Genomic DNA, 21333 nt, shown 5'->3' on the forward strand with positions numbered 1-21333 from the left:
CACACTTGAGGGCGACCGGGCATACGACAAGGGGTCGGCGGCACATTTCCCTGTGATACGGGCAACAGAGATCGACGCTTGGCGGAGAGATGCGGAGGGGTAGGTTCTGGCCGTAACCATGAGCCCAGGGCAAGGAACTCTGCGTGAGCGCTATATGTGGCACCGACCGGCCCCCCGTCGACCGGCGTGCCCTCATCTCCCTCCTGAGACGTCTCAAATCACCCGAAGGGCAGGCTGATCCCTACGCCCTTCTGGGCGAGCTGAGAGCCATGGGAGACGTCGTACGCGCTCCGTGGGACGCGTACTTCGTCACCGGGTTCGACGTGTGCAGCGAGGTGCTTCGCGGCCGAAACTGGCTGGCGCCGGACTTCGCCTGGCAGGAGCGCCAGGCCGACACCGAGCGCTGGGACGCGGTCGCCACCCAGGAGATGACCAGGACGCTCTCCCGCCTCAACGCGCCCGAGCACACCTGCCAGCGCCGCAGCCTCGGCAATCTCTTCGACCGCTCGACCATCGAGCGGCTCGCTCCGCAGGTCGAGGAGCATGTCACCCGCCTGCTCGACGAGCTGGCCGAAAAGCTGGCCTGGGGCGAGGCCGACTTCGTCAGCACGGTCAGCGAGCAGCTCCCGATCAGCACCATCGGCTCCTGGCTGGGCATCCCGCCCGAGGACTACGCCCACATCCTGGAGATCACCCACAACCAGGTGCACGCCCAGGAGCTGCTGCCCACCAAGAGCCAGCTCGCCGTGTCCGCCGAGGCGACCGTGCAGCTGCGCGCGTACTTCACCGAGCTGCTGAAACAGCGCCGCGCCAACCCCGGCAACGATGTCCTGACCGGCTGGATACACAGCTGGGACGCGCGGGAGCCCGACCGCGAGACGGCGGACGAGATTCTCTACCGGCTCACCATGTTCGTCACCATCGCCTCGCTGGAGACCACCGCGACGCTGCTGTCGGCCATGGTGGGGCTGCTGCTGAGGGAGCCGGGCCGGTGGGCCTGGCTCGCGGAGCACCCCGGGTACATCGACGCCGCCGTCGACGAGGCGCTCCGGTACGACCCGCCGATCCACATCAACACCCGGGTCGCCGCCGAGGACACCGTCCTGGCGGGCGTGCCGATCGCGAAGGACAGCATGGTCCACGTCATGTACGGGGCCGCCAACCACGACCCGCGGCGCAACGCGGATCCGGACGCCTTCGACATCGAGCGCACGGGCACCCACCTCACCTTCGGCGGCGGGGTGCACTACTGCCTGGGCGCGGCCCTCGCCCGCCTTGAGGCACGAACGCTGCTGACCCAGCTCGTGAAACGTTTCCCCACCCTGCGCGCCGTCACCCGGCCCAGTTATGCGTCCCGTCTGGTCTTCCGGCGCGTGACCTCGATGAGCGTGGCGGCATGAAGCTCTCGCTCCCCGACTACCTGCCCCCGTACCGACGGCCGCGCACGGTACGCACCCTGCGCGAGGGCCCCGTCCTGCGCGTGGAGCTGAACTGCCCCGCCACGGGCAACGCGGTCACCGAGGCGATGCTGGACGACCTGCTGGCGGTCCTGGCCGTACCGGACCCCGACGTCCGGGTCATGGTGCTCAGCGGGGCCGGGGACGACTTCTGCCTGGGCGGGGACCGCAACGAGTTCGCCGACTGGCTCGACGACGACCCCACCGGCCGGGGCATCCGGGTCGCGGGCGACAAGGCCCGCCGCGTCTGCGAGGCGATCTCCACCGGCCAGGCCGTCACCGTCGCCAGGATCCAGGGCAAGGCGATCGGCGCGGGCCTGGCGCTGGCCCTCGCCTGCGATCTGCGCGTGGGCGCCGACACCGCCGGCTTCCGGCTGCCGGAACTGGCCCTCGGACTGCCCACCGCCTGGGGCGGCGTGCTGCCCCGGCTGATCCACGAGGTCGGCGCCGCCCGCGCGCGCGAGCTCATCCTGACCGGGCGGGCGTTCGACGCCGCCGAGGCGTACGAACTGTCGGTCCTCCAGCGCGTGGTCCCCGAGGACGCCCTCGACGAAGCGGTCACCGCGTGGACCAAGCCCATCGTGCGCCGCCCCGAGGCCGCCCTGCGCGTCACGAAGGCCCTGCTCAACTCGTACGCCGCCCCGACGCGACTGGCCGATCCGTCGGTCCTGGACGCGGAACTGATGGCCACCGTCGCGGCCGCGACCCGCCGGAACCGCGACGCCCGGGGGACCGGGGCGGTGCGCTAGAGACTTCCGTGCCCACGAGCCCGACCGCGCTCACTCCGTGACGCAGGTCACGGGAACCCTCCCCGGGGTGCCGGACAGCTGAGGGGGGTGAGCACAGATATGCGTACCCGGGTACGGGCCGGGGAGCCGAGCGCGTTCGCGGAGCTCTTCGACAGCTACGCCCGCACGGTCTGCAACCATGCGTTCCGGCTGACCGCCGACTGGGCGACGGCGGAGGACGTGATGGCCGCGACGTTCATGGAGGCCTGGCGGCTGCGCGGCAGGGTCGACCACGAGGGCGGCTCGTTACGCCTCTGGCTGCTGGGCATCGCCACCAACACCGCACGGAACCAGACCCGGAGCAACCGCCGCTACCGGGCCGCGGCCACCGCCGCCGCGCGGGCCGAGACGGCGGTGCCCGACCACGCCGAGGAGGTCGACGGCCGGGTCGACGACCGGCGGCGCCTCGCGGCCGCACTCACCGCTCTGGCCGCGCTGCGCAGACCGGAGCGCGAGGTCCTCGCCCTCTGCCTGTGGGAGGGCCTGGAGTACACGGCCGCCGCCGAGGCGCTCGGCATCCCGGCCGGCACGGTCCAGGTGCGGGAGGACGGCGGCGTCGTCAAGCGCGGCACGGTGACCTTCACGAGCGCCATCACCACTCGTAACGCGAGTCACCGTGGCGTCACATCCCCCTTCGCTTCGGAAAGTGACACATTGACCCAGCGACGTCACGTTGTTGATCGATGTGCGTGGAGGAACGCTCCGGCTTCCCCAGCTTGGCTCTGTTCATGAGTTTGGGTTCTGGCTCAACTCCTCCGGAGCGACCACGGAAAATGAGACGCTCGCGGTTTCACGCTGCCTCTGTCGATGGTGCTGCAACAGTTCTTGCCGATGCAGTAGGAGGCCGTGAATGCCGCATCAACGTCCGGCATCTCAGCGCGGCTCGTCGGGTGGCCCTCATCACGGGTATGGAGAGGAAGCATCGGCAAGGGCGGCTTCGTATGGCCCAGTTGAGGAAGACCCTCAATTAATGGCTGGGCACACCGCGCGTGGCGAGCTAACCTCGCCGATCATGACTGATTGGTACAAAATTTACTCGGCCGATTGTGCTCTGCCCCCGGGGAGCGACCTGGACGAGCTCACCGCGGAGTTGGCGGAGTGTCTGCGAGATCCGGACCCGGAGGTGCGCGACAGCTACCCGTACGGCGTGTTGCGGACCTGGATCGAGCGCGACTTCATCGACGGCGACCGCCGGATCCGCCTGGGCAATGAAATGGCGGCCCGCTTCGCCGATGCGCAGATTCAGGCCCGCACGTTCGCGCCGCTGGTCCTGGCCATGATCGTCAACCGCGGGGACTTCTGCCGGGAATGGACGAACGCGTTCGTCCGCTGGTACCCCGCAGAGAGTGACCTGCGCGGACACGATGCGCGTCTGGGGTGGCTGCACGCTGTGGCACACGGCGCCGACTTGCTCGGTGCCTTCGGCTGCCACCGCGATGTCGAACCGGTCGAAATGCTGGACATTGCTACCGCGCGGCTCGTCGCGCCCACCGACTACCTGTACGCCGAACGGGAAGACGACCGGCTCGCCCGTGCAATTGCGTTGACTCTCACCAACCCGAAGCTCACCGCGGATCAATCCGTCGCCTGGCTCGACGAAATCGGTGCCGACTTGCGGGCCGTGGCTCGGGGCACCACTCCGACGTACGTTTCCAACGCACTACGCACCCTGCGGATGCTCTACATTCTCGCCGACCTCGGCGTCTCACCGCAGCCGGGGCAACCGTCCCGTCAGCTTCCGCACCGCGACTTGGTCAAGCGGCGGATTGTTGAAGTGCTGGCGAATGATGCGAAATCCATCGGTTGACATTTCCACGCCGGAGGCCCACCGAGCCTGACGGGCCGCCGCGGGAACCGTTTCTGCCTTTCCTGCGCCGATGGCCCGTCGAGGTGGCGTCGCAGTAAATACCGCCGCCGGATTCACTGCGGCGAAGCCTCTACGGCGAGGTGGAGGTGTCAGGCGATGACGGGGACGGCCTCGGCGCGGTTGGTGGCCCAGTTGGTGACGATGGGCTTGTCGACGTTGGCGGGGTCGGGGAGCTTGAGTTCGGCGGGGTTGGGGTCGTCCTCGGTGGTGGCGATGATGACGTTCTCGAACTCCTTGCCGGCATCGCTGTTGGTGGTCTTGGGGTTGATACCGGTGTATGCGACGGCGGAGCCGGTGAGCTTGATGGGGTCTTCGCCACCCTGTCCGACGGGGGAGGCGACGCCGTCGGCGCCGGAGCCGAAGGACACGCTGGGGGTGTTGACCTCCAGGTAGCAGGTGATGCCGGACTTGGCCTTGGCGGTGACGAGGTAGTAGCCGCCGGCCTGGGACTCCGAGGTGACCGTGAAGTCCAGGTCGTTGGTGCCGCAGGACTGCCCGTAGCCGCCCTTCTTGCCGTCGCCGGAGTCGGCCTTGTCGCTGGAGCCGCCGGACTTGGAGCCGCCGGCGGAGGAGCCGCCGGAGTTGGAGCCACCGGCGGTGGAACCGCTGGTGGAGGGGCTGCCGCTGGAGGAGTTGTCGCTCCCGCCGCTGTTGGCGGAGGCGACGGCGGAGGGGGCCGTGGAGCTGCCGGCGTCCGCGACGTCCTCGGGGTCGCAGGCGGTGGTGGTGGCGGCGAGGGCCGTCACGGCCGCGGCGGCCAGGACGAGACGGGCGGAACGGGCGGCGAGACGCGAGCGCATCGTGATCTCCAGCGGCTGTCGGTTGCGGTGTTTCCTGCTGACACCGATGACACTAGGGCCGAGTCGATCCTGAAATGATCCTGTGCATGTCCGGGTTCTGTCTCAGCAACTTCGGTTCCAAAAAACGGCGTTGAATTGCACCGACCCCAGCTCAAGGGGCATGTACGGGACCGTGCGAGTCGCCGGGACGCTGCGGGAGATCCAGCAACTCCGGCAGCCGCAGCACCCGGCCCCGGTGACAACCCGCCGGCCGTGCCGGGGTCCGGACCCGTGCCCGGGACGGTTCTCCCGCAAAGGCGCAGGCGCTGCGTCGGCTCCGAACGGCTGGCCGACTCCGCGTTGCGGGTGCGGGCCACGGCCATGGCGGCGGGCCAGACGGCCGGTGCGCTCGCGGCCCTGTCGGCGGACCGGGGCAGCGACGTCGTCGGCGTGCCCATGGCCGGCCTGCGGCAGGTGCTCGTACGCTCCGGAGCGATCGTGCCCCCGCTTCCCGCGTCCGCAGGGTCTGACCCCGGCGGCGGAGGTCGGCCCCGAGGAGGGCGCGACGCACCCCGGCCGTCCTGTCCGGGCGGTACGCCGGGCCCGTCGCCTACGGCAGCGGTAGTACGTACGACTCCATGCAGGCGGACGACGACGATGACGCCCCTGTTCACGAAGGATTGAGGCATTCCTCCGGCCCCGCCGTGGACCGGCGCGGCCCAGGCACGGCCGGAGCGCGGCATCCGCGCCGCCGACCCGTTGCCCGATCCAGACAGACTGGAGCGCCTCTTCGTGGCTACCTTCCTCTACCGGCTAGGCCGCTTTTCCTTCCGGAGACGCCGACTCGTCGCCCTGCTCTGGGTGGTGATCCTGGCCGCCTGCGCGTTCGCCGCGGCCAAGGCGCCGACCGCCGCCGAGGACGGGTTCTCGATGCCCGGAACGGAGTCGCAGAAGGCGTTCGACCTGCTGGATCAGCGCTTCCCCGGCGGCAACTCCAACACCGCCGACGCCCGCATCGTCTTCGTCGGCCCCAAGGGCCAGAAGGTGACGGCGGCGGCGAACAAGGCGGCCGTCGAGAAGATCGTCGCGAACGTGGCGAGCGGTTCGCAGGTCAAGGGCGCTCTCAACCCGTTCGACATGGCCGGGGCCGTCAGCAAGGACGGCACGACCGCGTACTCCACCATCTCGTACGACGTACAGAGCATCGACCTCACCGACGCCACGACCAAGGCGCTGGAGGACGCCGCGAAGGAGGGGCGCGACGCGGGCCTGACCGTGGAGCTCGGCGGCTCGGCCCTGGTGCCGGACGGGGAGCTCGGCGGCACGACCGAACTCGTCGGCGTCGCCGCCGCCGCGGTCGTCCTGCTCATCACCTTCGGGTCGCTCGCCGCGGCGGGCCTCCCGCTGCTCACCGCGATCGTCGGCATCGGCGTGGGCGTGGCCTCGATCGTCGCCCTCGGGATGTCCACGACGACCACCACGCTCGCCCTGATGCTGGGGCTCGCGGTCGGCATCGACTACGCCCTGTTCATCGTCTCGCGCTACCGGACGGAACGCGCGGACGGCCACAGTGCCGAGGAAGCCGTCGCACGGGCCGTGGGAACAGCGGGTTCCGCCGTCGTCTTCGCCGGCCTCACCGTGGTCATCGCCCTGGCGGGCCTGTCCGTGGTCGGCATTCCCGTCCTCACCAAGATGGGCCTCGCCGCGGCGGGCACCGTCGTGATCGCCGTCCTCGTCGCGATCACCCTGCTGCCCGCGCTGCTCGGCTTCTTCCAGAAGGCCGTCCTGTCGCGCACCGAGCGCCGGGCCGGGAGCGGTGCCAGGGGCCGGCAGCGCGCGAGGGGCGGCGCGGTGTCCGGGGCCGCCGGGAGCGCCGGGAGCGCCGGGAGCGCCAAGCCCAACATGGGCACCCGCTGGGCCCGCTTCGTGATCCGCCGGCCGCTCGCGGTCCTCGTGCTCGGCGTCCTCGGCCTCGGCCTGATCTCCGTACCGGCGCTCGATCTCCAGCTCGGCATGCCGGGCGACGAGTCGAAGCCCACCTCGACCACCCAGCGCCGTGCCTACGACGCCCTGGCCGACGGCTTCGGCCCCGGCTTCAACGGACCGCTCACGGTCGTCGTCGACGCCAAGGGGTCGGACGACCCGAAGGCCGCCGCGGCACAGGCTGCGAAGCAGCTCTCCGCCACCGACGGCGTCGTCGCCGTGACGCCCCCCGCCTTCAACAAGGCCGGTGACACCGCGGTGCTCACCGCCGTGCCCGCCACCGGACCGAGCTCCTCGGACACCACGGACCTCGTCCACACCATCCGTGACGAGGCAGGCGGCCTGAAGTCCGAGACCGGTGCGACGATGCTCGTCACCGGCACGACCGCGGTGAACGTCGACGTCTCGCAGAAGCTCGACGACGCACTGGCCCCCTACCTGACGCTCGTCGTCGGCCTGGCCTTCCTGCTCCTGATGATCGTCTTCCGCTCGCTGCTCGTGCCGCTCAAGGCGGCGCTCGGCTTCCTGCTGTCGGTGACGGCGTCCTTCGGAGTGATCGTCGCGGTCTTCCAGTGGGGCTGGCTCGCCGATGTCCTCGGCGTCGAGCAGACCGGGCCGGTGATGAGCATCACGCCGATCTTCCTGATCGGTGTGGTCTTCGGCCTGGCCATGGACTACGAGGTCTTCCTGGTGACCCGGATGCGGGAGGCGTACGTCCACGGGGAGCGGCCCGGCGAGGCGATCGTCGCCGGCTTCCGGCACAGCGCGCGGGTGGTCGTCGCGGCGGCCGTGATCATGATCGCGGTGTTCGCCGGGTTCATCGGGATGAACGAGTCGATGATCAAGATGATGGGCCTGGGCCTCGCCTCGGCCGTCTTCTTCGACGCGTTCGTCGTCCGGATGACGATCGTCCCGGCCGTTCTCGCCCTGCTCGGCCACCGGGCGTGGTGGCTGCCCCGGTGGCTGGAGAAGGCCGTGCCCCAGGTGGACGTCGAGGGCGAGAAGCTGACCCACGGCGGGCCCGCGGCCGCACCGGTGGCCGAACCCGATCCCGATCCCGTACGCGTATGAGCGCGATCGGTGAAGTGAAGTGACGCGAAGTGTCCGGGGGCCCGTCCGTCGTGCGGCATGACGGACGGGCCTCCGGCCGCCCCGCGCGGGTACGAGGGGCGAGTCGACGACCATGGTGGGACGGACGGACTCCGCGGAACCGGACTCCGAGGAAGAGGAAGAGAGACTGCATGTTCACCGACTGGCGGCAGTGGGCCCGGCGCCATCCCCGGGCCGTCGATGTGGCGGTGGCCGTGCTGCTGTGGGCTATCGCGGTCTTCTCCAGCACCATGACCGGCGCCCGGATCGTCCGCGGCCCGACGCTCGCGTTCTCCCTGGCCGCCCTGGTGCCCTCCGCCGTACTGCTGCTGGGGCGCCGCAGGTACCCGCGCACGGTGGTGCTGGTGACGACGGTGTACGGCGGTGTCCTGGGCCTCATGAGCGGCCGCATGGGCGCCGACCCCAGCCCGAGCTTCGTCGGCGTCGCTCTGGTCGCCCTCTATCTCCTGGCCCTGCGTACGGACCTCCGTACGACCGTGGTGTACACGACCGGAGCGACCCTCGTTCTCCTCATCATCTCCGTCGGCTGGGGCGGCGCCGCGTTGCTGCGGCCCGACCGGATCGGCGTCCTCTCCTGCGTCCTGCTGGCGGGTGCCATCGGTGAGTCGCTACGGAGCCGGCGCGACCATGTCGCCGCCGTGGAGGCACGGGCCGAGCTGGCGGAACGCACCCGCGAGGAGGAGGCACGCCGCCGGGTCAGCGAGGAACGGACCCGGATCGCCCGCGAACTCCACGACATCGTCGCGCACCACATCGCCCTCGCCCACGCGCAGGCGGCCACCGCCGCGTACCTGCTGCGCAGCCGGCCCGAGCAGGCACAGGACATGATGGACCAGCTCGCCGGAACCACCTCCTCGGCGCTGCGCGAACTCAAGGCGACCGTGGGGCTGCTGCGCAGCGAGGGCGATCCGGAGACCCCCCTGGAGCCCTCCCCCGGCCTGGCCCAGCTCCCGGAGCTGATCGCCTCGTTCGAGCAGACGGGCCTCGTCGTCTCGGTGTCGGTGGAGGGGACCGAGCGGCCGCTGTCGCCGGGGACGGACCTGACCGCGTACCGGATCGTGCAGGAAGCGCTGACCAATGTCACCAAGCACGCGGGCTCCGCGACGGCTTCGGTCCGGCTCGGCTACTCGCGCCGCCTGCTCACGCTCACCATCAGCGACGACGGGCACGAGCCGCAGACGGCGGGGGCGCCGGGGTACGGCCTCATCGGCATGCGGGAACGGGCGCTGTCCGCCGGTGGCCGGCTGGCCGCCGGGCACCGGGCGAGCGGCGGCTTCGAGGTGACCACGGAGCTTCCGCTGGAGACGGCTGAAGCGGAACCCGAATCGTCACCGGGGCGATCGGACCACGACGAGAGGACGGCGCGGTGACCATCCGGGTACTGCTGGCCGATGACCAGGCGCTGCTGGCCGGGACCTTCCGGCTGCTGATCGACTCGAACGACGACATGGAGGTCGTCGGTCTCGCGGCGGACGGCCGGGAGGCGGTGGAACTGGCCCGCGCCACGACGCCGGACGTGGTCGTGATGGACATCCGGATGCCGGGCCTCGACGGGCTGGCGGCGACCCGGGAGATCTGCCAGGACGAGGCGCTGCGGGGGACCCGCATCCTCATCCTCACCACGTTCGAGATCGACGAGTACGTGGCCCAGGCCCTGCGCGCGGGTGCCAGCGGCTTCCTCGGCAAGGGCGTCGGGCCCGGGGAACTGCTGGACGCCATCCGCACGGTGGCCGCGGGCGACACGCTCCTGTCGCCCGCCGCGACCCGAGCCCTCATCACCCGCTACCTCGCCCGCCCGGAGGGCAGGATCGCCGCGCCCGAGTCCCTGGACGTCCTGACCGCCCGCGAGCGCGAGGTCATGGCGCAGGCCGCCGAGGGGTTGTCGAACGACGAGATCGCCGAGCGGATGCATGTCAGCCCGCTGACCGTACGCACCCATGTCGGGCGCGCGATGACCAAGCTGGGAGCCCGGCACCGGGCCCAACTGGTCGCCATGGCCTACCAGTCGGGCCTGGTGCGCGTGGACCCGCCGTTGCCGGACGCCGGGCGCTGAGGGGTACTCCCGGGGGGCCGGATCGGGGCAGGTCGGGGCGGGTCGGGGCCGGTCCGACGGCCGGTCCGACGGCCGGGACGGGTGCGGCTGCTCGGCCGGTCCGACGGCCGGGACGGGGCGGCTGCTCGGCCGGGTCGCCGGTCCACCGGCCGGCCCGCTCACCCGTGTGCCCCATCGAGACGCGGAAGCGAGGCGCTTCCAGCGCGCGGGGAGCCGGTGGGCTGGCTAGCGTGACAAACCGGACCACCCACCGAGCACGAAGATCACGAAGATCACGAAGGAGTCGACGTCATGGCCGTACACCCGGAGGGCACACCGTGCTGGGCCGACGCGATGTTCCCCGACATCGAAGGCGCGAAGCGTTTCTACGGTGACGTGCTGGGCTGGACGTTCGGCGAGTCCACGGCCGAGTTCGGCGACTACACGCAGGCGTATGCCGACGGCAAGGCGGTCGCCGCCGTCGTGCCCCCGATGCCCGGACAGGAGGGACCGTCGGCCTGGTGTCTGTACCTCGCCTCGCCGGATGCCGCCGCCACCGCCGCGAAGATCCGCGAGAACGGGGGCGAGACGCTGATGGACCCCATGGAGGTCGGCGCGTTCGGCACGATGCTGCTCGCCCGCGATCCCAGCGGTGTCCTCTTCGGCGTGTGGCAGGCGGGCGCCCATGAGGGCTTCGAGGCCCAGGGCGTCCCCGGTGCGTTCTGCTGGGCCGAGGTGTTCACCCGGGAGCCCGAGAAGTCCGATGCCTTCTTCTCCGCCGTCTTCCCGTACCGCATGGTGAAGATGGAGGACGACCACGTCGACTTCAGGATGTTCAACCTCGGCGACAAGACGGTCATGGGGCGGATGAAGATGGGCGACGAGTTCCCGCCCGAGGTGCCGCCGTACATGAATGTGTACTTCACCGTCGCGGACTGCGACGTGGCCGTCGCGAAGGCCACCGAGCGCGGCGCGATCCTGCGGTTCGGCCCGATGACCATGCCTTTCGGCCGCTTCGCCGCACTGACGGACCCGCAGGGTGCGGCGTTCTCCGTGATCGACGTCCACACGACCGGGGGCGAGATGCCGAAGACGTCCCCGGTGTCCTGACCCGGCCGTGCGGGCCGGCGCACTCCTCACGTCCCAGGCCGCTCCAGCAGGTCCGGCAGATCGGCGAAGGAGTCGATCACGTGATCCGGGGTGCCGTCGGCGGCCCGGTGGGTCTCGGGGAGGTACTTGCCGGTTCTGACGAGTACACCGGTGAGCCCGGCGCGCTGGGCCGCCAGCACATCGGACTCGATGTCGTCGCCCACCATCAGGGCCTGCGACGCGGTGGCGCCGAGGTGTGCCAGGGCTGCGGCGAAGAACGACCCGGCGGGTTTGCCGGTGATCTCCGCCTCGACGCGGGCGGCCCGTTCCAGCCCCAGGAGGAAGGCTCCGGTGTCGAGGTCGAGACCGGTGGCCGTGCGCCAGTACATGTTCCGGTGCATGGCGACGAGCCGGGCGCCGCGCCGCACGTGGCGGAAGGCGCGGTTGAGCGCCGCGTAGGTGAAGGCGTCCCCGGCCCCGCCGATGACGACGACGTCCGGCGCGTCACCGTGAGCCGGACCGGGCCCGTCCCCGGCCCCGTTCCCCTCTCCGGGCCCGTCCCCGGCCCCGTGCGCGTATGCGCCTTCGTCGACGAGTGTCACGCCCGTCAGGTCCTCCCGGATGTCGCCCGTGTTGATCAGCAGGCAACGGGCGCCGGGGTGGTGCTGCCGCAGGTGGGCGGCGGTGACGGCGGGGGCGGTGAGGATGTCGTCGGCCGTGACGGGGAAGCCCTCGGCGGCCAGTTTCCCCGCGATCGAGGCACGGGTGCGGGACGTGGTGTTGGTGACCAGCGCCAGCGGAAGCCCCGCCTCGCGCAGCCGTTCCATGGCCGCCACGGTGCCGGGCAACGGCTTCCAGGACACCGTGAGCACCCCGTCGATGTCGATCAGGACCGCTCCGATTCGTTCCATGCCACCGACCCTGCCCGAGTTGCGCGGACACCGCACTTGGGGTTGTTTCGAGGTAGGGAAGCGGGTGGGGTCCGCACGGCCCGTGTGGCCCCTGTCTCCCCTGGTTGGGGGTGAACCGCCGTGCTGTTCGCCGACCGCGCGGACGCGGGACAGCAGCTGGCCGAGGCGCTCCGTCATCTGGAGCGGGAGAACCCCGTCGTGCTCGGTCTGCCCCGGGGCGGAGTTCCGGTGGCCTTCCAGGTGGCACAGGTGCTCGGTGCTCCCCTCGATGTGATCGTGGTCCGCAAGCTCGGTGTGCCGCACCACGAGGAGGTGGCGTTCGGCGCCATCGGCGAGGGCGGGGTACGGGTCCTCAACGAGGACGTCGTCAGCCACCTCCGGGTCGGCAAGCAGGATCTCGCGGCGATCGAACACGTCGAGGCGACGGAACTCGCACGGCGGGCGCAGGCCTACCGCGCGGGCAGGCCGCGGACGCCGGTCGAAGGCCGCACCGTGATCGTCGTGGACGACGGCATCGCGACCGGTGCCACGGCCGAGGCGGCCTGCCTGGTGGTACGGGCCCAGCACCCGGAGCGGGTGGTGGCAGCAGTTCCGGTGGCGCCGCCGGACGCGGTCGTGCGGCTGCGCCGGAGCGCGGACGAGGTGGTGTGCCTGTCGGTGCCGCGCCTGTTCTACGCGGTCGGCGAGTGGTACCGGGACTTCTCCCAGACGTCCGACGAGGAGGTCGTCTCCCTGCTGGCACAGGCCAGGAACAGCGGACATGTGACACCGGGCTGCGACTGAGCGGAGCGCTTGCCCAGTCGCGGCCCGGTCACGGTCAGTCCGCGCAGTACGCGTCCTGCTCCGGCCGGGTCCCGGTGTTCAGGAACGTGGTGACCGCGCGGTCGCCGCAGGCGTTCCCGTGGCCCAGGTACATGCCGTGCCCGCCGTGGTCGACGGCCACCAGGCGGGCCCGGTCGCCGAAGGCCGCGCGCATCTTCAGGGCGCCGGAGTACGGGGTCGCCGGGTCGCGCAGGCCCTGGATCATCAGGACGTTGGACGGTCCCTGGTCCGTGATCCTGGTCGGCTGCTCGGCGGGGGCGTCCTTCCAGAAGGTGCACGGGGTGATGTTCACCGGCATCCCCGCGGTCAGCGGGTGCTTCACGCGGTCGGCGGCGACGGCCCGCGCGTACGAGGAGACCGTGCCCTGCCAGCGCACGTCGTTGCAGACCACGGCGATCGTGATGGCCGCCTCCGCGTCCGGTATCGGCCCGCTCAGCGCGTCGGGCAGGACCGGCTTCACCGACGGGTCCCCGGCCGCCCGGACGAGCCCCGCCAGCCCGGCGAACGCCTCGTCGTCGTACAGGGCCAGCTGGATCGCCTGGCGCAGCCGGTTGCCGGTCAGCGGGACGCCCGGCGTGGTGGACTCCCTCGGCTCACGGTCCAGCCGCGCCGCCAGGTCCAGCACCAGCGGCTGCACGTCCTCGGCCCGCTGCGCGAGTCGCAGCCCCTCCGCTTCCCTGGCCGGGTCCGAGGCCCAGCGCGCGAAGTCGGGGAAGCGGTCGGCCGCCCCCACCGCCATGTTCGCCAGCCAGCCCTTGGCCACTCGCGACGGGTCCGGGTCGCCGCTGCTGTCCAGCACCCAACGGTCCGTATGCTGCGGGTACTTCTGCGCGTACACGGCGCCCACATAGGTGCCGTACGAGCTCGCCCAGGCCGACAGCTTCTCCTCGCCGAGCGCCTGCCGGAAGCGGTCGATGTCCCGTACCTCGTTGGCCGTGGTGAGGCTCCGCAGCAGCGCTCCGCCGTTGCGGGCGCAGGCCTCGGCGGTACGCCGGGAGCGTGTCACGTTCTCGGTGATCGAGCCGTCGGCGCCGGGCCAGGCCCGCAGGTTCACTATCTCCCGGTCCTCCGGGGCGAGCCCGCAGCTCGCCTTCGGGCTGCCGCCGACCCCGCGCGGGTCGAGGCTCACGATGTCGTACCGCCCCTCCGTCTCCCGCTGCAACCGCTCCCCCTTCTGCGTCACCCGCTGCACCCCGGAGGAGCCCGGACCACCCGGGATCACCATCAGCGTCCCGCGCCGGGCGGCCGGGCGGTCGCTGCGGACCCGGGTCACCGCGAGGGAGAGCTGCGGGCCGTCCGGGTCCCGGTAGTCCAGCGGTACGGGCAGTTCGGCGCACTCCTGGGCGGCGGGGCCGCCGTCCTGGGCACAGGGCCGCCAGGAGAGCGAGGGGGCGGGGTTGGCCGACGCGACGGCTTGCGAGGGCGCGGCCCCGGTGAGAGCGGTGGCGACGGCGGTGACGGACAGGGCGGCGAAGGCGGCAGATTTTCTGTAAGTCCTCATGCCGCAAGCCTTGTTGAGCGAACGCCCTCAGCCCATCCGGGAGGCACGACGGAAAGCGGTGGAGGTAGCCCCCGGCTGCACGGTGTAGACAGCGAGAAGTCCCCACCGCGCGGTGCACGATGGGGACTTCGGGATCGCATGCGCCGGACCTGGTGAGGTCAGACGGCGCCGAACTCTCCGGCCTTGACGCCCGCCACGAAAGAAGCGAACGAGGCAGCGGGAACGCTCAGCACCGGACCGCCCAGGTCCTTGGAGTCGCGGACGGGGACCACGCCGCGCGGGGCGACGAGGTTGGCGGCGACCTCGACGCAGTTGCCACCGTTGTCGCTGTACGAGGACTTGAACCAGCGGGGAGATTCGGTCGTGGTCGTCACGGGGTGCCCTTTCGTGCCTCACGGATCATGGCCACCGATGCCGCCTGGGACAGCGCTTCGGCCTGTAGCTGATGGTAGGCCGTCAACAGCGGCAGCACAGAGGTCGTATCGCGCTCCAGATGTCCCCGCATCTGGGATTCCGCGTACGCGATCACGGACAGGTCCGACAGCGTCAGCAGGTTCATCGGGAGATTGAACGGGCGGCGCTCCCCCATCTCGTACGGGGCGATCTGGAGCACGGTGTTCGGCAACTCGGCGAACTCCAGCAGCCGGTCGAGCTGGGCCCCCATGACCTCGTTCCCGCCAACCCGTCTGCGGATACAGCTCTCGTCCATCACCACCAGCATCATGGGAGGGCGGGGCCGCACCAGCGTGGCCTGACGCTCCGCCAGGAACGACACTCGCTCGGCTGCCTGTTCGGAAACGATCGACCCTCGCCGCACGGCGCTGTCCGCCAGCACCCGGGCGTACTCCGACGTCTGCAACAGCCCGGGGATGACCCCGATTTCGTACAGCCGGATCTCCACTGCACGCCCCTCGTGCCCCACGTACTGCGGGAACCCCTCCAGCAGCGAACCGTGCCGGATCTCGCGGTACTGGCGTTCGAACGTGTCTGCCGTCTCCCCGGTGCCGAAAACTTGGTCCGCGTTGCGCGAGAACCGAAGAGTCGGCATCTTGCGACCAGTTTCGACGGCGGAGATGTGCGTGCCGGAGTAGCCCATCCGATCGGCTAACTCCTCCTGCTTCCATCCCCGCTCCTCACGCAATCTGCGGATGCGCGCACCAAAGGCGGCCTCTGGGCTGCTCTCGGGGTCCAACTCCTTGCGGTTCAACGGCTGTCACCTGACTTTTCGCTCGTGCCCAACAAGTTGAAGCACTCCCGACTCTAGGCCAACCTGAGCTCCCTTAGTAGTGGAATGACTACGGAGAGGAGTTGTCTGTGCTCGCCGAGAACAGGCGTGAAACAGAAGGCTGTTGTCCCGAGTGCCAGAGGCTCCGGTTGGCCGAGGCCCTCGCCAGTGATCAGTACGACTACAGCGGGGCGACCGACTGCCGGGTGCTGCTCCGGCGCCACCAGAACACGGCGGACTGCACGGAGCGGGGGTCGGCATGAGGGATCAAGACCCTACGTCCGAGGAGGAGTTGTCCGCGTTCGACCCGCTGCGCTGGCCGCCGTGCGAGTGCGCGCGGTGTTGCTCCCGTGAGGACGGCGATGCCGGGGACTCCACGTCGATACGGCAGCTCCGGGCCAGGGTCACCGAGGAGAACGGGCTGCGCAGCTCCCTCCGGCGGACGCGGTGAGGTCCCCGGCCGCCGCTCTCGTCACACTTCCCCTCCGCCGTCCGTCAGTGCAGTGAGGGCGCGGCAAGAACGCCACCGCGCCCGCGACGGATATCGGCGGATATCGAGGGAGAGACATCATGCAGGCACGCATCCAGAACCCGGCCGAGATCCTTCCCGAGGCCCTGCCGCCCGTGCTGGCCCTGGTCCTCTCGATCGGTCTGACGAACCTCTTCAACCGCATCAACGTCACCATCAGGCAGCCTCCGGGCAAGACCTGGTAGGCCACGCGCCGACGTAGCGGCCGGCGGGCCTGCCGAGGATGCGGTGGGCCCGCCGAGGGACGCGGCGATAGCCTGGTGCGTGAAGCAGGCAGGAGACACGTACGCATGGGAGCCCGGAATCCCCAAGGTCCCGTCGTCGCGGTGATCGCGCTCGGCGGCGCGCTCGGAGCGTGCGCCCGCTACGGGGCCGCGCTGATCTGGCCCACCGCCCCGGGCGGCTTCCCGTGGACGACGCTGGTCGTGAATGTCGTCGGCTGCGCGGTGATCGGTGTGTTCATGGTGGTGATCAGCGAGGTGTGGGCGGCGCACCGGCTGGTGCGGCCGTTCTTCGGCACGGGGGTGCTGGGCGGCTTCACCACGTTCTCGACGTACGCGGTGGACATCCAGCGCCTGGTCGAGGGCGACCGGGCCCGTACCGGCCTGGCGTATCTGGGACTGACACTGTGCGCGGCCCTCGCGGCGGTGTGGAGTGCGGTGTGGGCGACCCGCCGCGTGCTGGCCTGGAGGCAGCCATGACGACCCCGGAGACGGAACGGGCGCTGCGCCTGACGGTCCTCGTCGGCGAGTCCGACGGGTGGCACCACCGGCCGGTGTACACGGAGATCGTGCACCGGGCGCACCGGGCGGGGCTGGCGGGCGCGAGCGTCTTCAGGGGGATCGAGGGGTTCGGCGCCGGGTCGATGATCCACACCCAGCGGCTGCTCTCCCTGAGCGAGGACCTGCCGGTGGCGGTCGTGATCGTGGACGCGGAGGAGCGGATCCGCGCGTTCCTGCCGCTCGTCGAAGAGCTGGTCGCGGACGGCGGTCTGGTCGTCCTGGACGCCTGCGAGGTCGTCCGGTACGCGGACGGGAGCGACATCGACGGGAACGACACCGTCGGCGACGGGAGCGACCGCGACGGCGGCACCCGCGACGGCCGGGAGCGGCGCCGGTGAACTGGCTGCTGGTGATCGTCGGGGCGGCGGTCGGGGCGCCCCTGCGGTACCTGACCGACCGGGCGGTGCAGTCCCGGCACGACACCGTCTTCCCGTGGGGCACCTTCGCCGTCAACGTGAGCGGTTCGCTGGTCCTGGGGCTGCTGACCGGCGCGGTGGCGGCCGGCGCCGCCTCCTCCTCGCTGCAACTGCTCCTCGGCACCGGACTGTGCGGGGCGCTCACCACGTACTCGACCTTCAGCTACGAAACGCTGCGGCTGGCCGAGGACGGGGCGAAGTTCTACGCGGCGGCCAACGTCGTGGCGAGTGTGGTGGCGGGGCTCGGCGCGGCGTTCGTCGGTGTCTCCCTCGCCGACGCGCTCTGGGCGTAGCGGCCAGGGGCGTACGGGCGCGGACGGTCGGCGTCCCCTGCCACCGCGATGCGAGGCGGTGGCAGGGGAACGCCGTTGGGGAGGAGCCGCCACCGGTCCCGGGCGATTCAACCCGTTCCACGCCGACAGCGGTCCGTCAGCCGCCGACCCTAGGCACGGGCGCGGTCTCCCGCCGCGCACCACGCCAACGGCCCGCCGGGCACCACTCCAACGGCAGGCGCTCTCCGTACGATGCGACGCACACGCGTGATCCGAGAGCGAGAGGTTCCTCCCATGGCAGTCGGCAACACCGCTCCTTCCTCGTCGCGCCCCGTCACCGTCGTCACCGGCGGCAGTCGCGGCATCGGTGCCGCCACCTGTGTCCGGCTGGCGTCCGAAGGGCATGACCTCGCCCTGGGCTTCGTGAGCGACGCGGAGGCCGCCGAGCGGACCGCGGCGGCGGTGCGGGCCGCGGGGGCACGCTGTGTCACGGTGCGGGTGGACACCGCCGTGGAGGCCGATGTGGAACGGCTCTTCGACACCGCTGCCGCACAGCTCGGCCCGGTCACCGGGCTGGTCAACAACGCGGGGGTGACGGGTCCGCTGGGCCGGCTCGCCGACACCTCCGCCGAGACGCTGCGCCGGGTCCTCGACGTGAATCTCCTCGGCTGCCTGCTGTGCTGCCGCCGGGCCGCGCAGGACATGACGGCCGCCGGGTCCGGCGCGATCGTCAACGTCTCCTCGGCCGCCGCCACCCTCGGCAGCCCCGGGGACTTCGTCCACTACGCCGCCACGAAGGCGGCGGTGGACGCCCTGACGATCGGGCTCTCCAAGGAACTGGGGCCCGACGGCATCCGGGTCAACGCGGTCGCCCCCGGCATGATCGACACCGAGATGCACGCCGCCGCGGGCGACCCCGACCGTGCGGCGGCGGCCGCGTCCGGCATCCCGCTCCGCCGCCCGGGGGCGGCCCCGGAGATCGCGGCGGCCATCGCGTGGCTGCTGTCGGGCGAGGCGTCCTATGTGACGGGGGCGGTCCTGCGGGTCGCGGGCGGACGGTAGCGGGGCGGGCGCGGCGACGTTCCGGCGGGGCCTGGCCCGGGGCCGGGCCGGAGCCCGAGCCGGGGCCCAAGCCGGAGCCGGGGCCGGAGCCGGAGCCGAAGCCGGGCCGAAGCCCGAGCCGAAGCCGGGGCCGGGGCCGGAGCCAGGGCCCGAGCCGGAGCCGAAGCCGGGCCGAAGCCCGAGCCGAGGCCCGAGCCCGAGCCCGAGCCGAAGCCCGAGCCGAAGCCCGAGCCGAAGCCCGAGCCGAAGCCCGAGCCGAGGCCCGAGCCCGAGCCCGAGCCGAAGCCCGAGCCGGGGCCGGGGCCCGAGCCGGGGCCGGGGCCCGAGCCGAAGCCGGGGCCGGAGCCAGGACCCGAGCCGGAGCCGAAGCCGGGCCGAAGCCCGAGCCCGAGCCGAAGCCCGAGCCCGAGCCGGGGCCGGGGCCGGGGCCCCGCGGTCCCACCGCGGACCCCGGAGCGGGCAATTCATGGAGTCTTCGCCCGGATGTCGTCCTTACGGGCCATTCCTCCCCCGGTCCCGCGGCTAGCTTGCAGACGATCACCCCCCGACGATCGCCCTCCGCGGAGACACCCATGTGCAGCCCCCTCCACCAGCCCGACGGACCACTCCTGCCCGACGCCGGGCGCCGTACGTTCCTGCGGGCCGCCGCGCTCACCGGTGCCGCCGCCGCGGCCACGGGGCTCGTGTCCGCCGCCCCCGCCGCGGCTCTCCCCCAGCAGAACGCCGGTGCCGCCACGGCCCGTTGGCACCCCGATCCGGAGAGTTCCCGGTTCACGCTCGTCGTCATGCCCGACACCCAGTACCTCTTCGACGGGGCGAGCATCAACAAGGCCCCGGTCGAGGCGTCGTTGCGTTACGTCCTCGATCACGGGCGCGACGAGAACATCGTGTTCCTGTCCCATCTGGGCGACCTCACCGAGAGCGGCCGGGCCGACGAATTCGAGGCGATCGGCGAGGCGTTCGAGCTGCTCGACCGGCGGCAGGTCGGCTACAGCGTCGTCGCGGGCAACCACGACATCACGTCGTCCACCGACGACGGGCGCGGCCGCACCCCGTACCTGGACACCTTCGGTCCGCGGCGCATGCGGCGGCTGCCCACGTTCGGCGGGGCGACCCCGGACGGCTACAACACGTACCACGTGTTCCGCGCCGCCGGGCGGGAGTGGCTGGTGCTGGCGCTCGACTGGCGGCCGTCGGCGGCGTCCCTCGCCTGGGCCCGGAACGTCATCGCCGAGCACCCGCACATGCCGGTCGTCCTCACCACCCACGAGCTGGTGTACGCGAACGCGGACGGCGACGAGGCCGAGTTCTCCGAGCACGGAACGCATCTGTGGGACGAGCTGATAGCCGGGCACGACCAGATCTTCCTCACCCTCAACGGCCACTACTGGCCCGCCGGGCGCACCACCCGCAAGAACACCGCGGGCAACGACGTCCATCTGCACATCACCAACTACCAGAACCGCTATTACGGCGGCAGCGCGATGATCCGCCTCTACCGTTTCGACCTGGCCAGGAACACCATCGACGTGGAGACGATCTCGCCGTGGATCCTCGGCCGGGCGGGCGAGCGGCTCAACGAACTGGAGCGCGGTGAGATCGAACTGACCGGCCCGCAGGACCGGTTCGCCGTCCCCCTCGACTTCGGGAAGCGGTTCGCCGGCTTCGCGCCCGTGCCCGTGCGCCGCCCCCGCCCGGCGAAGCAGCTGCTGATCCCGGGCACGGTCGCCTACTGGCGCTTCGACTCGCCCGCGCACCCGGACGGTTCCGCAGCCGCCGCCGATCTGCGCGTCCCCGACCTGTCCGGGCACCGCAACGACCTGGTGCGCGAAGCCGTGCCCGGAAGCGCGCCCGACGCACTGCGCTGGTCCACCGGCCACCACCCCGACCAGCCCGGCCACGGCAGCCTCTACTTCGACGGCTCGAAGCCGCCGCTGCGGGGCGCGTATCTGCGTACGGAGAACAACGCCCCGCTCAACACCAAGACCTTCAGGTCCGGTTACACCATCGAGGCCTTCCTCCGCCTCCCCGCCGACTGGGACGCCGGACGCAATGCCTGGGGCGCCGTACTCGGCCGCCGGGGCACGCTCGGGGCCGCGGGCAAGACGTCCGGCGACCTGGACGAGCCCGTCGCCACCCTCTCCGTGTCGGACGGCCCCGGGCTCCAGTGGGCGGCGGCGCCGTTGAACCAGCCGGGGGGCGTCACCAACTGGAGCCATGAGCTGCTGCGCGAACGGTGGTGGCACGTGGCGGTCGTCAACGACGGCACGCACACGACGATGTACGTCGACGGCTGCGTCGTCGCCCGCAATCCCGCCACCCGCACCACCGGTCTCGCCACCGCGGGCCTGCCCTGGCTGCTCGGCGCCTATGAATACGGGGGCAGGCTCGACCAGTTGATGCACGGCTGGCTCGGCGACATCCGGATCGTCGAACGCCCCCTGCGCGTCCGGGACTTCATGACGGCCTAGGGCCTCTCGTTTGGATCACGCCGGGCTCGCGGGGTGATCCGGACGAAAGACCCTGGACGCCGCCGTCCCACTGACCGGGCAGTCAGTTGATGACAACCTGACCAGCGGTCATAATGTACGTGTAGCCCTTCACGCATCCCCCGTCGTGAAGGGCTACACCCATATTGCGGTGCATGCCCCTTTTACCCGCGCCGACTTCACGAGCAGGGGACTCCCCTCGTGGTTCCCTGCCCGTGT

The 21333-nt window shown here is 71.4% G+C and carries 22 protein-coding genes and 1 pseudogene; 18 read left to right on the forward strand and 5 right to left on the reverse strand.

What is annotated here, in order from left to right; genetic code table 11:
* The first annotated feature begins 269 nt into the window (after window positions 1–269).
* The 4 genes from ACIOMQ_RS06655 to ACIOMQ_RS06670 all read left to right on the forward strand — a co-directional run bounded on the left by ACIOMQ_RS06655 (window position 270) and on the right by ACIOMQ_RS06670 (window position 4052).
* Complete coding sequence (locus tag ACIOMQ_RS06655; protein ID WP_362193721.1) at window positions 270–1400, forward strand: cytochrome P450; 1131 nt, start codon at window positions 270–272, stop codon at window positions 1398–1400.
* Complete coding sequence (locus ACIOMQ_RS06660; RefSeq protein WP_362192970.1) at window positions 1397–2206, forward strand: enoyl-CoA hydratase/isomerase family protein; 810 nt, start codon at window positions 1397–1399, stop codon at window positions 2204–2206. The genes ACIOMQ_RS06655 and ACIOMQ_RS06660 overlap by 4 nt, the downstream gene beginning before the upstream one ends.
* Before the next feature lie 87 nt (window positions 2207–2293).
* A complete protein-coding gene (locus ACIOMQ_RS06665) occupies window positions 2294–2977 on the forward strand; it encodes an RNA polymerase sigma factor (protein ID WP_402188125.1) in 684 nt (227 codons plus the stop codon).
* A gap of 280 nt (window positions 2978–3257) precedes the next feature.
* Window positions 3258–4052 (forward strand): DUF2785 domain-containing protein, encoded by a 795-nt coding sequence (locus ACIOMQ_RS06670; RefSeq protein WP_401754830.1) that lies wholly within the window; start codon window positions 3258–3260, stop codon window positions 4050–4052.
* A 149-nt stretch (window positions 4053–4201) separates the two neighbouring features.
* Here ACIOMQ_RS06670 and ACIOMQ_RS06675 read toward each other — a convergent pair whose 3' ends face one another.
* A complete protein-coding gene (locus tag ACIOMQ_RS06675; protein WP_362192961.1) occupies window positions 4202–4912 on the reverse strand; it encodes a hypothetical protein in 711 nt (236 codons plus the stop codon).
* 270 nt (window positions 4913–5182) lie between these two features.
* Here ACIOMQ_RS06675 and ACIOMQ_RS06680 point away from each other — a divergent pair, with 270 nt between their 5' ends.
* The 5 genes from ACIOMQ_RS06680 (at window position 5183) to ACIOMQ_RS06700 (ending at window position 11126) form a co-directional block, all read left to right on the forward strand.
* Window positions 5183–5575, forward strand: coding sequence for an FAD-dependent oxidoreductase (locus ACIOMQ_RS06680; protein ID WP_402188127.1), 393 nt, complete (start codon window positions 5183–5185; stop codon window positions 5573–5575).
* A 108-nt stretch (window positions 5576–5683) separates the two neighbouring features.
* Complete coding sequence (locus ACIOMQ_RS06685) at window positions 5684–7945, forward strand: MMPL family transporter (RefSeq protein WP_402188129.1); 2262 nt, start codon at window positions 5684–5686, stop codon at window positions 7943–7945.
* A gap of 170 nt (window positions 7946–8115) precedes the next feature.
* On the forward strand, window positions 8116–9354 hold the full coding sequence (locus ACIOMQ_RS06690) for a histidine kinase (protein ID WP_362192955.1): 1239 nt from the start codon (window positions 8116–8118) through the stop codon (window positions 9352–9354).
* Window positions 9351–10037, forward strand: coding sequence for a response regulator (locus ACIOMQ_RS06695; RefSeq protein WP_401262222.1), 687 nt, complete (start codon window positions 9351–9353; stop codon window positions 10035–10037). Before ACIOMQ_RS06690 ends, ACIOMQ_RS06695 begins: the two co-directional genes overlap by 4 nt.
* A 291-nt stretch (window positions 10038–10328) precedes the next feature.
* On the forward strand, window positions 10329–11126 hold the full coding sequence (locus ACIOMQ_RS06700) for a VOC family protein (protein ID WP_362192949.1): 798 nt from the start codon (window positions 10329–10331) through the stop codon (window positions 11124–11126).
* Window positions 11127–11152: 26 nt separating this feature from the next.
* Here the strand turns inward: ACIOMQ_RS06700 and ACIOMQ_RS06705 are convergent, their stop codons facing one another.
* Window positions 11153–12016, reverse strand: coding sequence for an HAD-IIA family hydrolase (locus ACIOMQ_RS06705; protein WP_401262220.1), 864 nt, complete (start codon window positions 12014–12016; stop codon window positions 11153–11155).
* A gap of 120 nt (window positions 12017–12136) precedes the next feature.
* Between ACIOMQ_RS06705 and ACIOMQ_RS06710 the strand changes: the two are divergent.
* Window positions 12137–12763, forward strand: a pseudogene (locus tag ACIOMQ_RS06710) (phosphoribosyltransferase); the annotation flags it as partial.
* 70 nt (window positions 12764–12833) lie between these two features.
* On the opposite strand, the gene ACIOMQ_RS06715 reads toward ACIOMQ_RS06710, so the two are convergent.
* The 3 genes from ACIOMQ_RS06715 to ACIOMQ_RS06725 form a co-directional block, all read right to left on the reverse strand.
* Window positions 12834–14339, reverse strand: a complete 1506-nt coding sequence (locus tag ACIOMQ_RS06715; RefSeq protein ID WP_401262217.1) for an alpha/beta hydrolase — start codon at window positions 14337–14339, stop codon at window positions 12834–12836.
* Between the two features lie 158 nt (window positions 14340–14497).
* Window positions 14498–14713: a DUF397 domain-containing protein gene (locus ACIOMQ_RS06720; protein WP_362192940.1), complete on the reverse strand. Its 216-nt coding sequence runs from the start codon at window positions 14711–14713 to the stop codon at window positions 14498–14500.
* Window positions 14710–15546: a helix-turn-helix transcriptional regulator gene (locus ACIOMQ_RS06725; protein ID WP_362192937.1), complete on the reverse strand. Its 837-nt coding sequence runs from the start codon at window positions 15544–15546 to the stop codon at window positions 14710–14712. The genes ACIOMQ_RS06720 and ACIOMQ_RS06725 overlap by 4 nt, the downstream gene beginning before the upstream one ends.
* A gap of 101 nt (window positions 15547–15647) precedes the next feature.
* Between ACIOMQ_RS06725 and ACIOMQ_RS06730 the strand changes: the two genes are divergently transcribed.
* The 8 genes from ACIOMQ_RS06730 to ACIOMQ_RS06765 all read left to right on the forward strand — a co-directional run bounded on the left by ACIOMQ_RS06730 (window position 15648) and on the right by ACIOMQ_RS06765 (window position 21096).
* On the forward strand, window positions 15648–15827 hold the full coding sequence (locus tag ACIOMQ_RS06730; RefSeq protein WP_402188131.1) for a hypothetical protein: 180 nt from the start codon (window positions 15648–15650) through the stop codon (window positions 15825–15827).
* Window positions 15824–16015 carry a hypothetical protein gene (locus ACIOMQ_RS06735; protein ID WP_402188133.1) on the forward strand — a complete coding sequence of 64 codons (192 nt, stop codon included), beginning with the start codon at window positions 15824–15826 and terminating at the stop codon, window positions 16013–16015. Before ACIOMQ_RS06730 ends, ACIOMQ_RS06735 begins: the two co-directional genes overlap by 4 nt.
* Window positions 16016–16134: 119 nt before the next feature.
* The gene (locus ACIOMQ_RS06740) at window positions 16135–16278 is read left to right on the forward strand and encodes a hypothetical protein (RefSeq protein ID WP_362192931.1); all 144 of its coding nucleotides are present in this window, start codon (window positions 16135–16137) and stop codon (window positions 16276–16278) included.
* A 105-nt stretch (window positions 16279–16383) separates the two neighbouring features.
* Window positions 16384–16794 carry a fluoride efflux transporter CrcB gene (gene crcB, locus ACIOMQ_RS06745; RefSeq protein WP_362192928.1) on the forward strand — a complete coding sequence of 137 codons (411 nt, stop codon included), beginning with the start codon at window positions 16384–16386 and terminating at the stop codon, window positions 16792–16794.
* Complete coding sequence (locus ACIOMQ_RS06750) at window positions 16791–17213, forward strand: DUF190 domain-containing protein (protein ID WP_401754842.1); 423 nt, start codon at window positions 16791–16793, stop codon at window positions 17211–17213. The genes crcB (ACIOMQ_RS06745) and ACIOMQ_RS06750 overlap by 4 nt, the downstream gene beginning before the upstream one ends.
* The gene (gene crcB, locus ACIOMQ_RS06755; protein WP_362192922.1) at window positions 17210–17584 is read left to right on the forward strand and encodes a fluoride efflux transporter CrcB; all 375 of its coding nucleotides are present in this window, start codon (window positions 17210–17212) and stop codon (window positions 17582–17584) included. The genes ACIOMQ_RS06750 and crcB (ACIOMQ_RS06755) overlap by 4 nt, the downstream gene beginning before the upstream one ends.
* 273 nt (window positions 17585–17857) lie before the next feature.
* Window positions 17858–18625: an SDR family oxidoreductase gene (locus ACIOMQ_RS06760; RefSeq protein ID WP_362192915.1), complete on the forward strand. Its 768-nt coding sequence runs from the start codon at window positions 17858–17860 to the stop codon at window positions 18623–18625.
* 572 nt (window positions 18626–19197) lie between these two features.
* Entirely contained in the window at window positions 19198–21096 is a 1899-nt protein-coding gene (locus ACIOMQ_RS06765; protein WP_401262203.1) for a LamG-like jellyroll fold domain-containing protein, read from the forward strand.
* Window positions 21097–21333 lie beyond the last annotated feature (237 nt).

The organism is Streptomyces sp. NPDC087845 (genome assembly GCF_044742755.1).
In the GTDB taxonomy this organism is placed as follows: domain Bacteria; phylum Actinomycetota; class Actinomycetes; order Streptomycetales; family Streptomycetaceae; genus Streptomyces.

What these genes read in the sequence shown, in the direction of transcription:
- ACIOMQ_RS06675 (WP_362192961.1), bottom strand. Translation starts at nt 4,912, where the DNA reads ATGCGCTCGCGTCTCGCCGCCCGTTCCGCCCGTCTCGTCCTGGCCGCC.
- ACIOMQ_RS06690 (WP_362192955.1), top strand. Translation starts at nt 8,116, where the DNA reads ATGTTCACCGACTGGCGGCAGTGGGCCCGGCGCCATCCCCGGGCCGTC.
- ACIOMQ_RS06740 (WP_362192931.1), top strand. Translation starts at nt 16,135, where the DNA reads ATGCAGGCACGCATCCAGAACCCGGCCGAGATCCTTCCCGAGGCCCTG.
- ACIOMQ_RS06660 (WP_362192970.1), top strand. Translation starts at nt 1,397, where the DNA reads ATGAAGCTCTCGCTCCCCGACTACCTGCCCCCGTACCGACGGCCGCGC.
- ACIOMQ_RS06715 (WP_401262217.1), bottom strand. Translation starts at nt 14,339, where the DNA reads ATGAGGACTTACAGAAAATCTGCCGCCTTCGCCGCCCTGTCCGTCACC.
- ACIOMQ_RS06760 (WP_362192915.1), top strand. Translation starts at nt 17,858, where the DNA reads ATGGCAGTCGGCAACACCGCTCCTTCCTCGTCGCGCCCCGTCACCGTC.
- ACIOMQ_RS06735 (WP_402188133.1), top strand. Translation starts at nt 15,824, where the DNA reads ATGAGGGATCAAGACCCTACGTCCGAGGAGGAGTTGTCCGCGTTCGAC.
- ACIOMQ_RS06765 (WP_401262203.1), top strand. Translation starts at nt 19,198, where the DNA reads ATGTGCAGCCCCCTCCACCAGCCCGACGGACCACTCCTGCCCGACGCC.
- ACIOMQ_RS06700 (WP_362192949.1), top strand. Translation starts at nt 10,329, where the DNA reads ATGGCCGTACACCCGGAGGGCACACCGTGCTGGGCCGACGCGATGTTC.
- ACIOMQ_RS06655 (WP_362193721.1), top strand. Translation starts at nt 270, where the DNA reads ATGGGAGACGTCGTACGCGCTCCGTGGGACGCGTACTTCGTCACCGGG.
- ACIOMQ_RS06670 (WP_401754830.1), top strand. Translation starts at nt 3,258, where the DNA reads ATGACTGATTGGTACAAAATTTACTCGGCCGATTGTGCTCTGCCCCCG.
- ACIOMQ_RS06750 (WP_401754842.1), top strand. Translation starts at nt 16,791, where the DNA reads ATGACGACCCCGGAGACGGAACGGGCGCTGCGCCTGACGGTCCTCGTC.
- ACIOMQ_RS06705 (WP_401262220.1), bottom strand. Translation starts at nt 12,016, where the DNA reads ATGGAACGAATCGGAGCGGTCCTGATCGACATCGACGGGGTGCTCACG.
- crcB (WP_362192928.1), top strand. Translation starts at nt 16,384, where the DNA reads ATGGGAGCCCGGAATCCCCAAGGTCCCGTCGTCGCGGTGATCGCGCTC.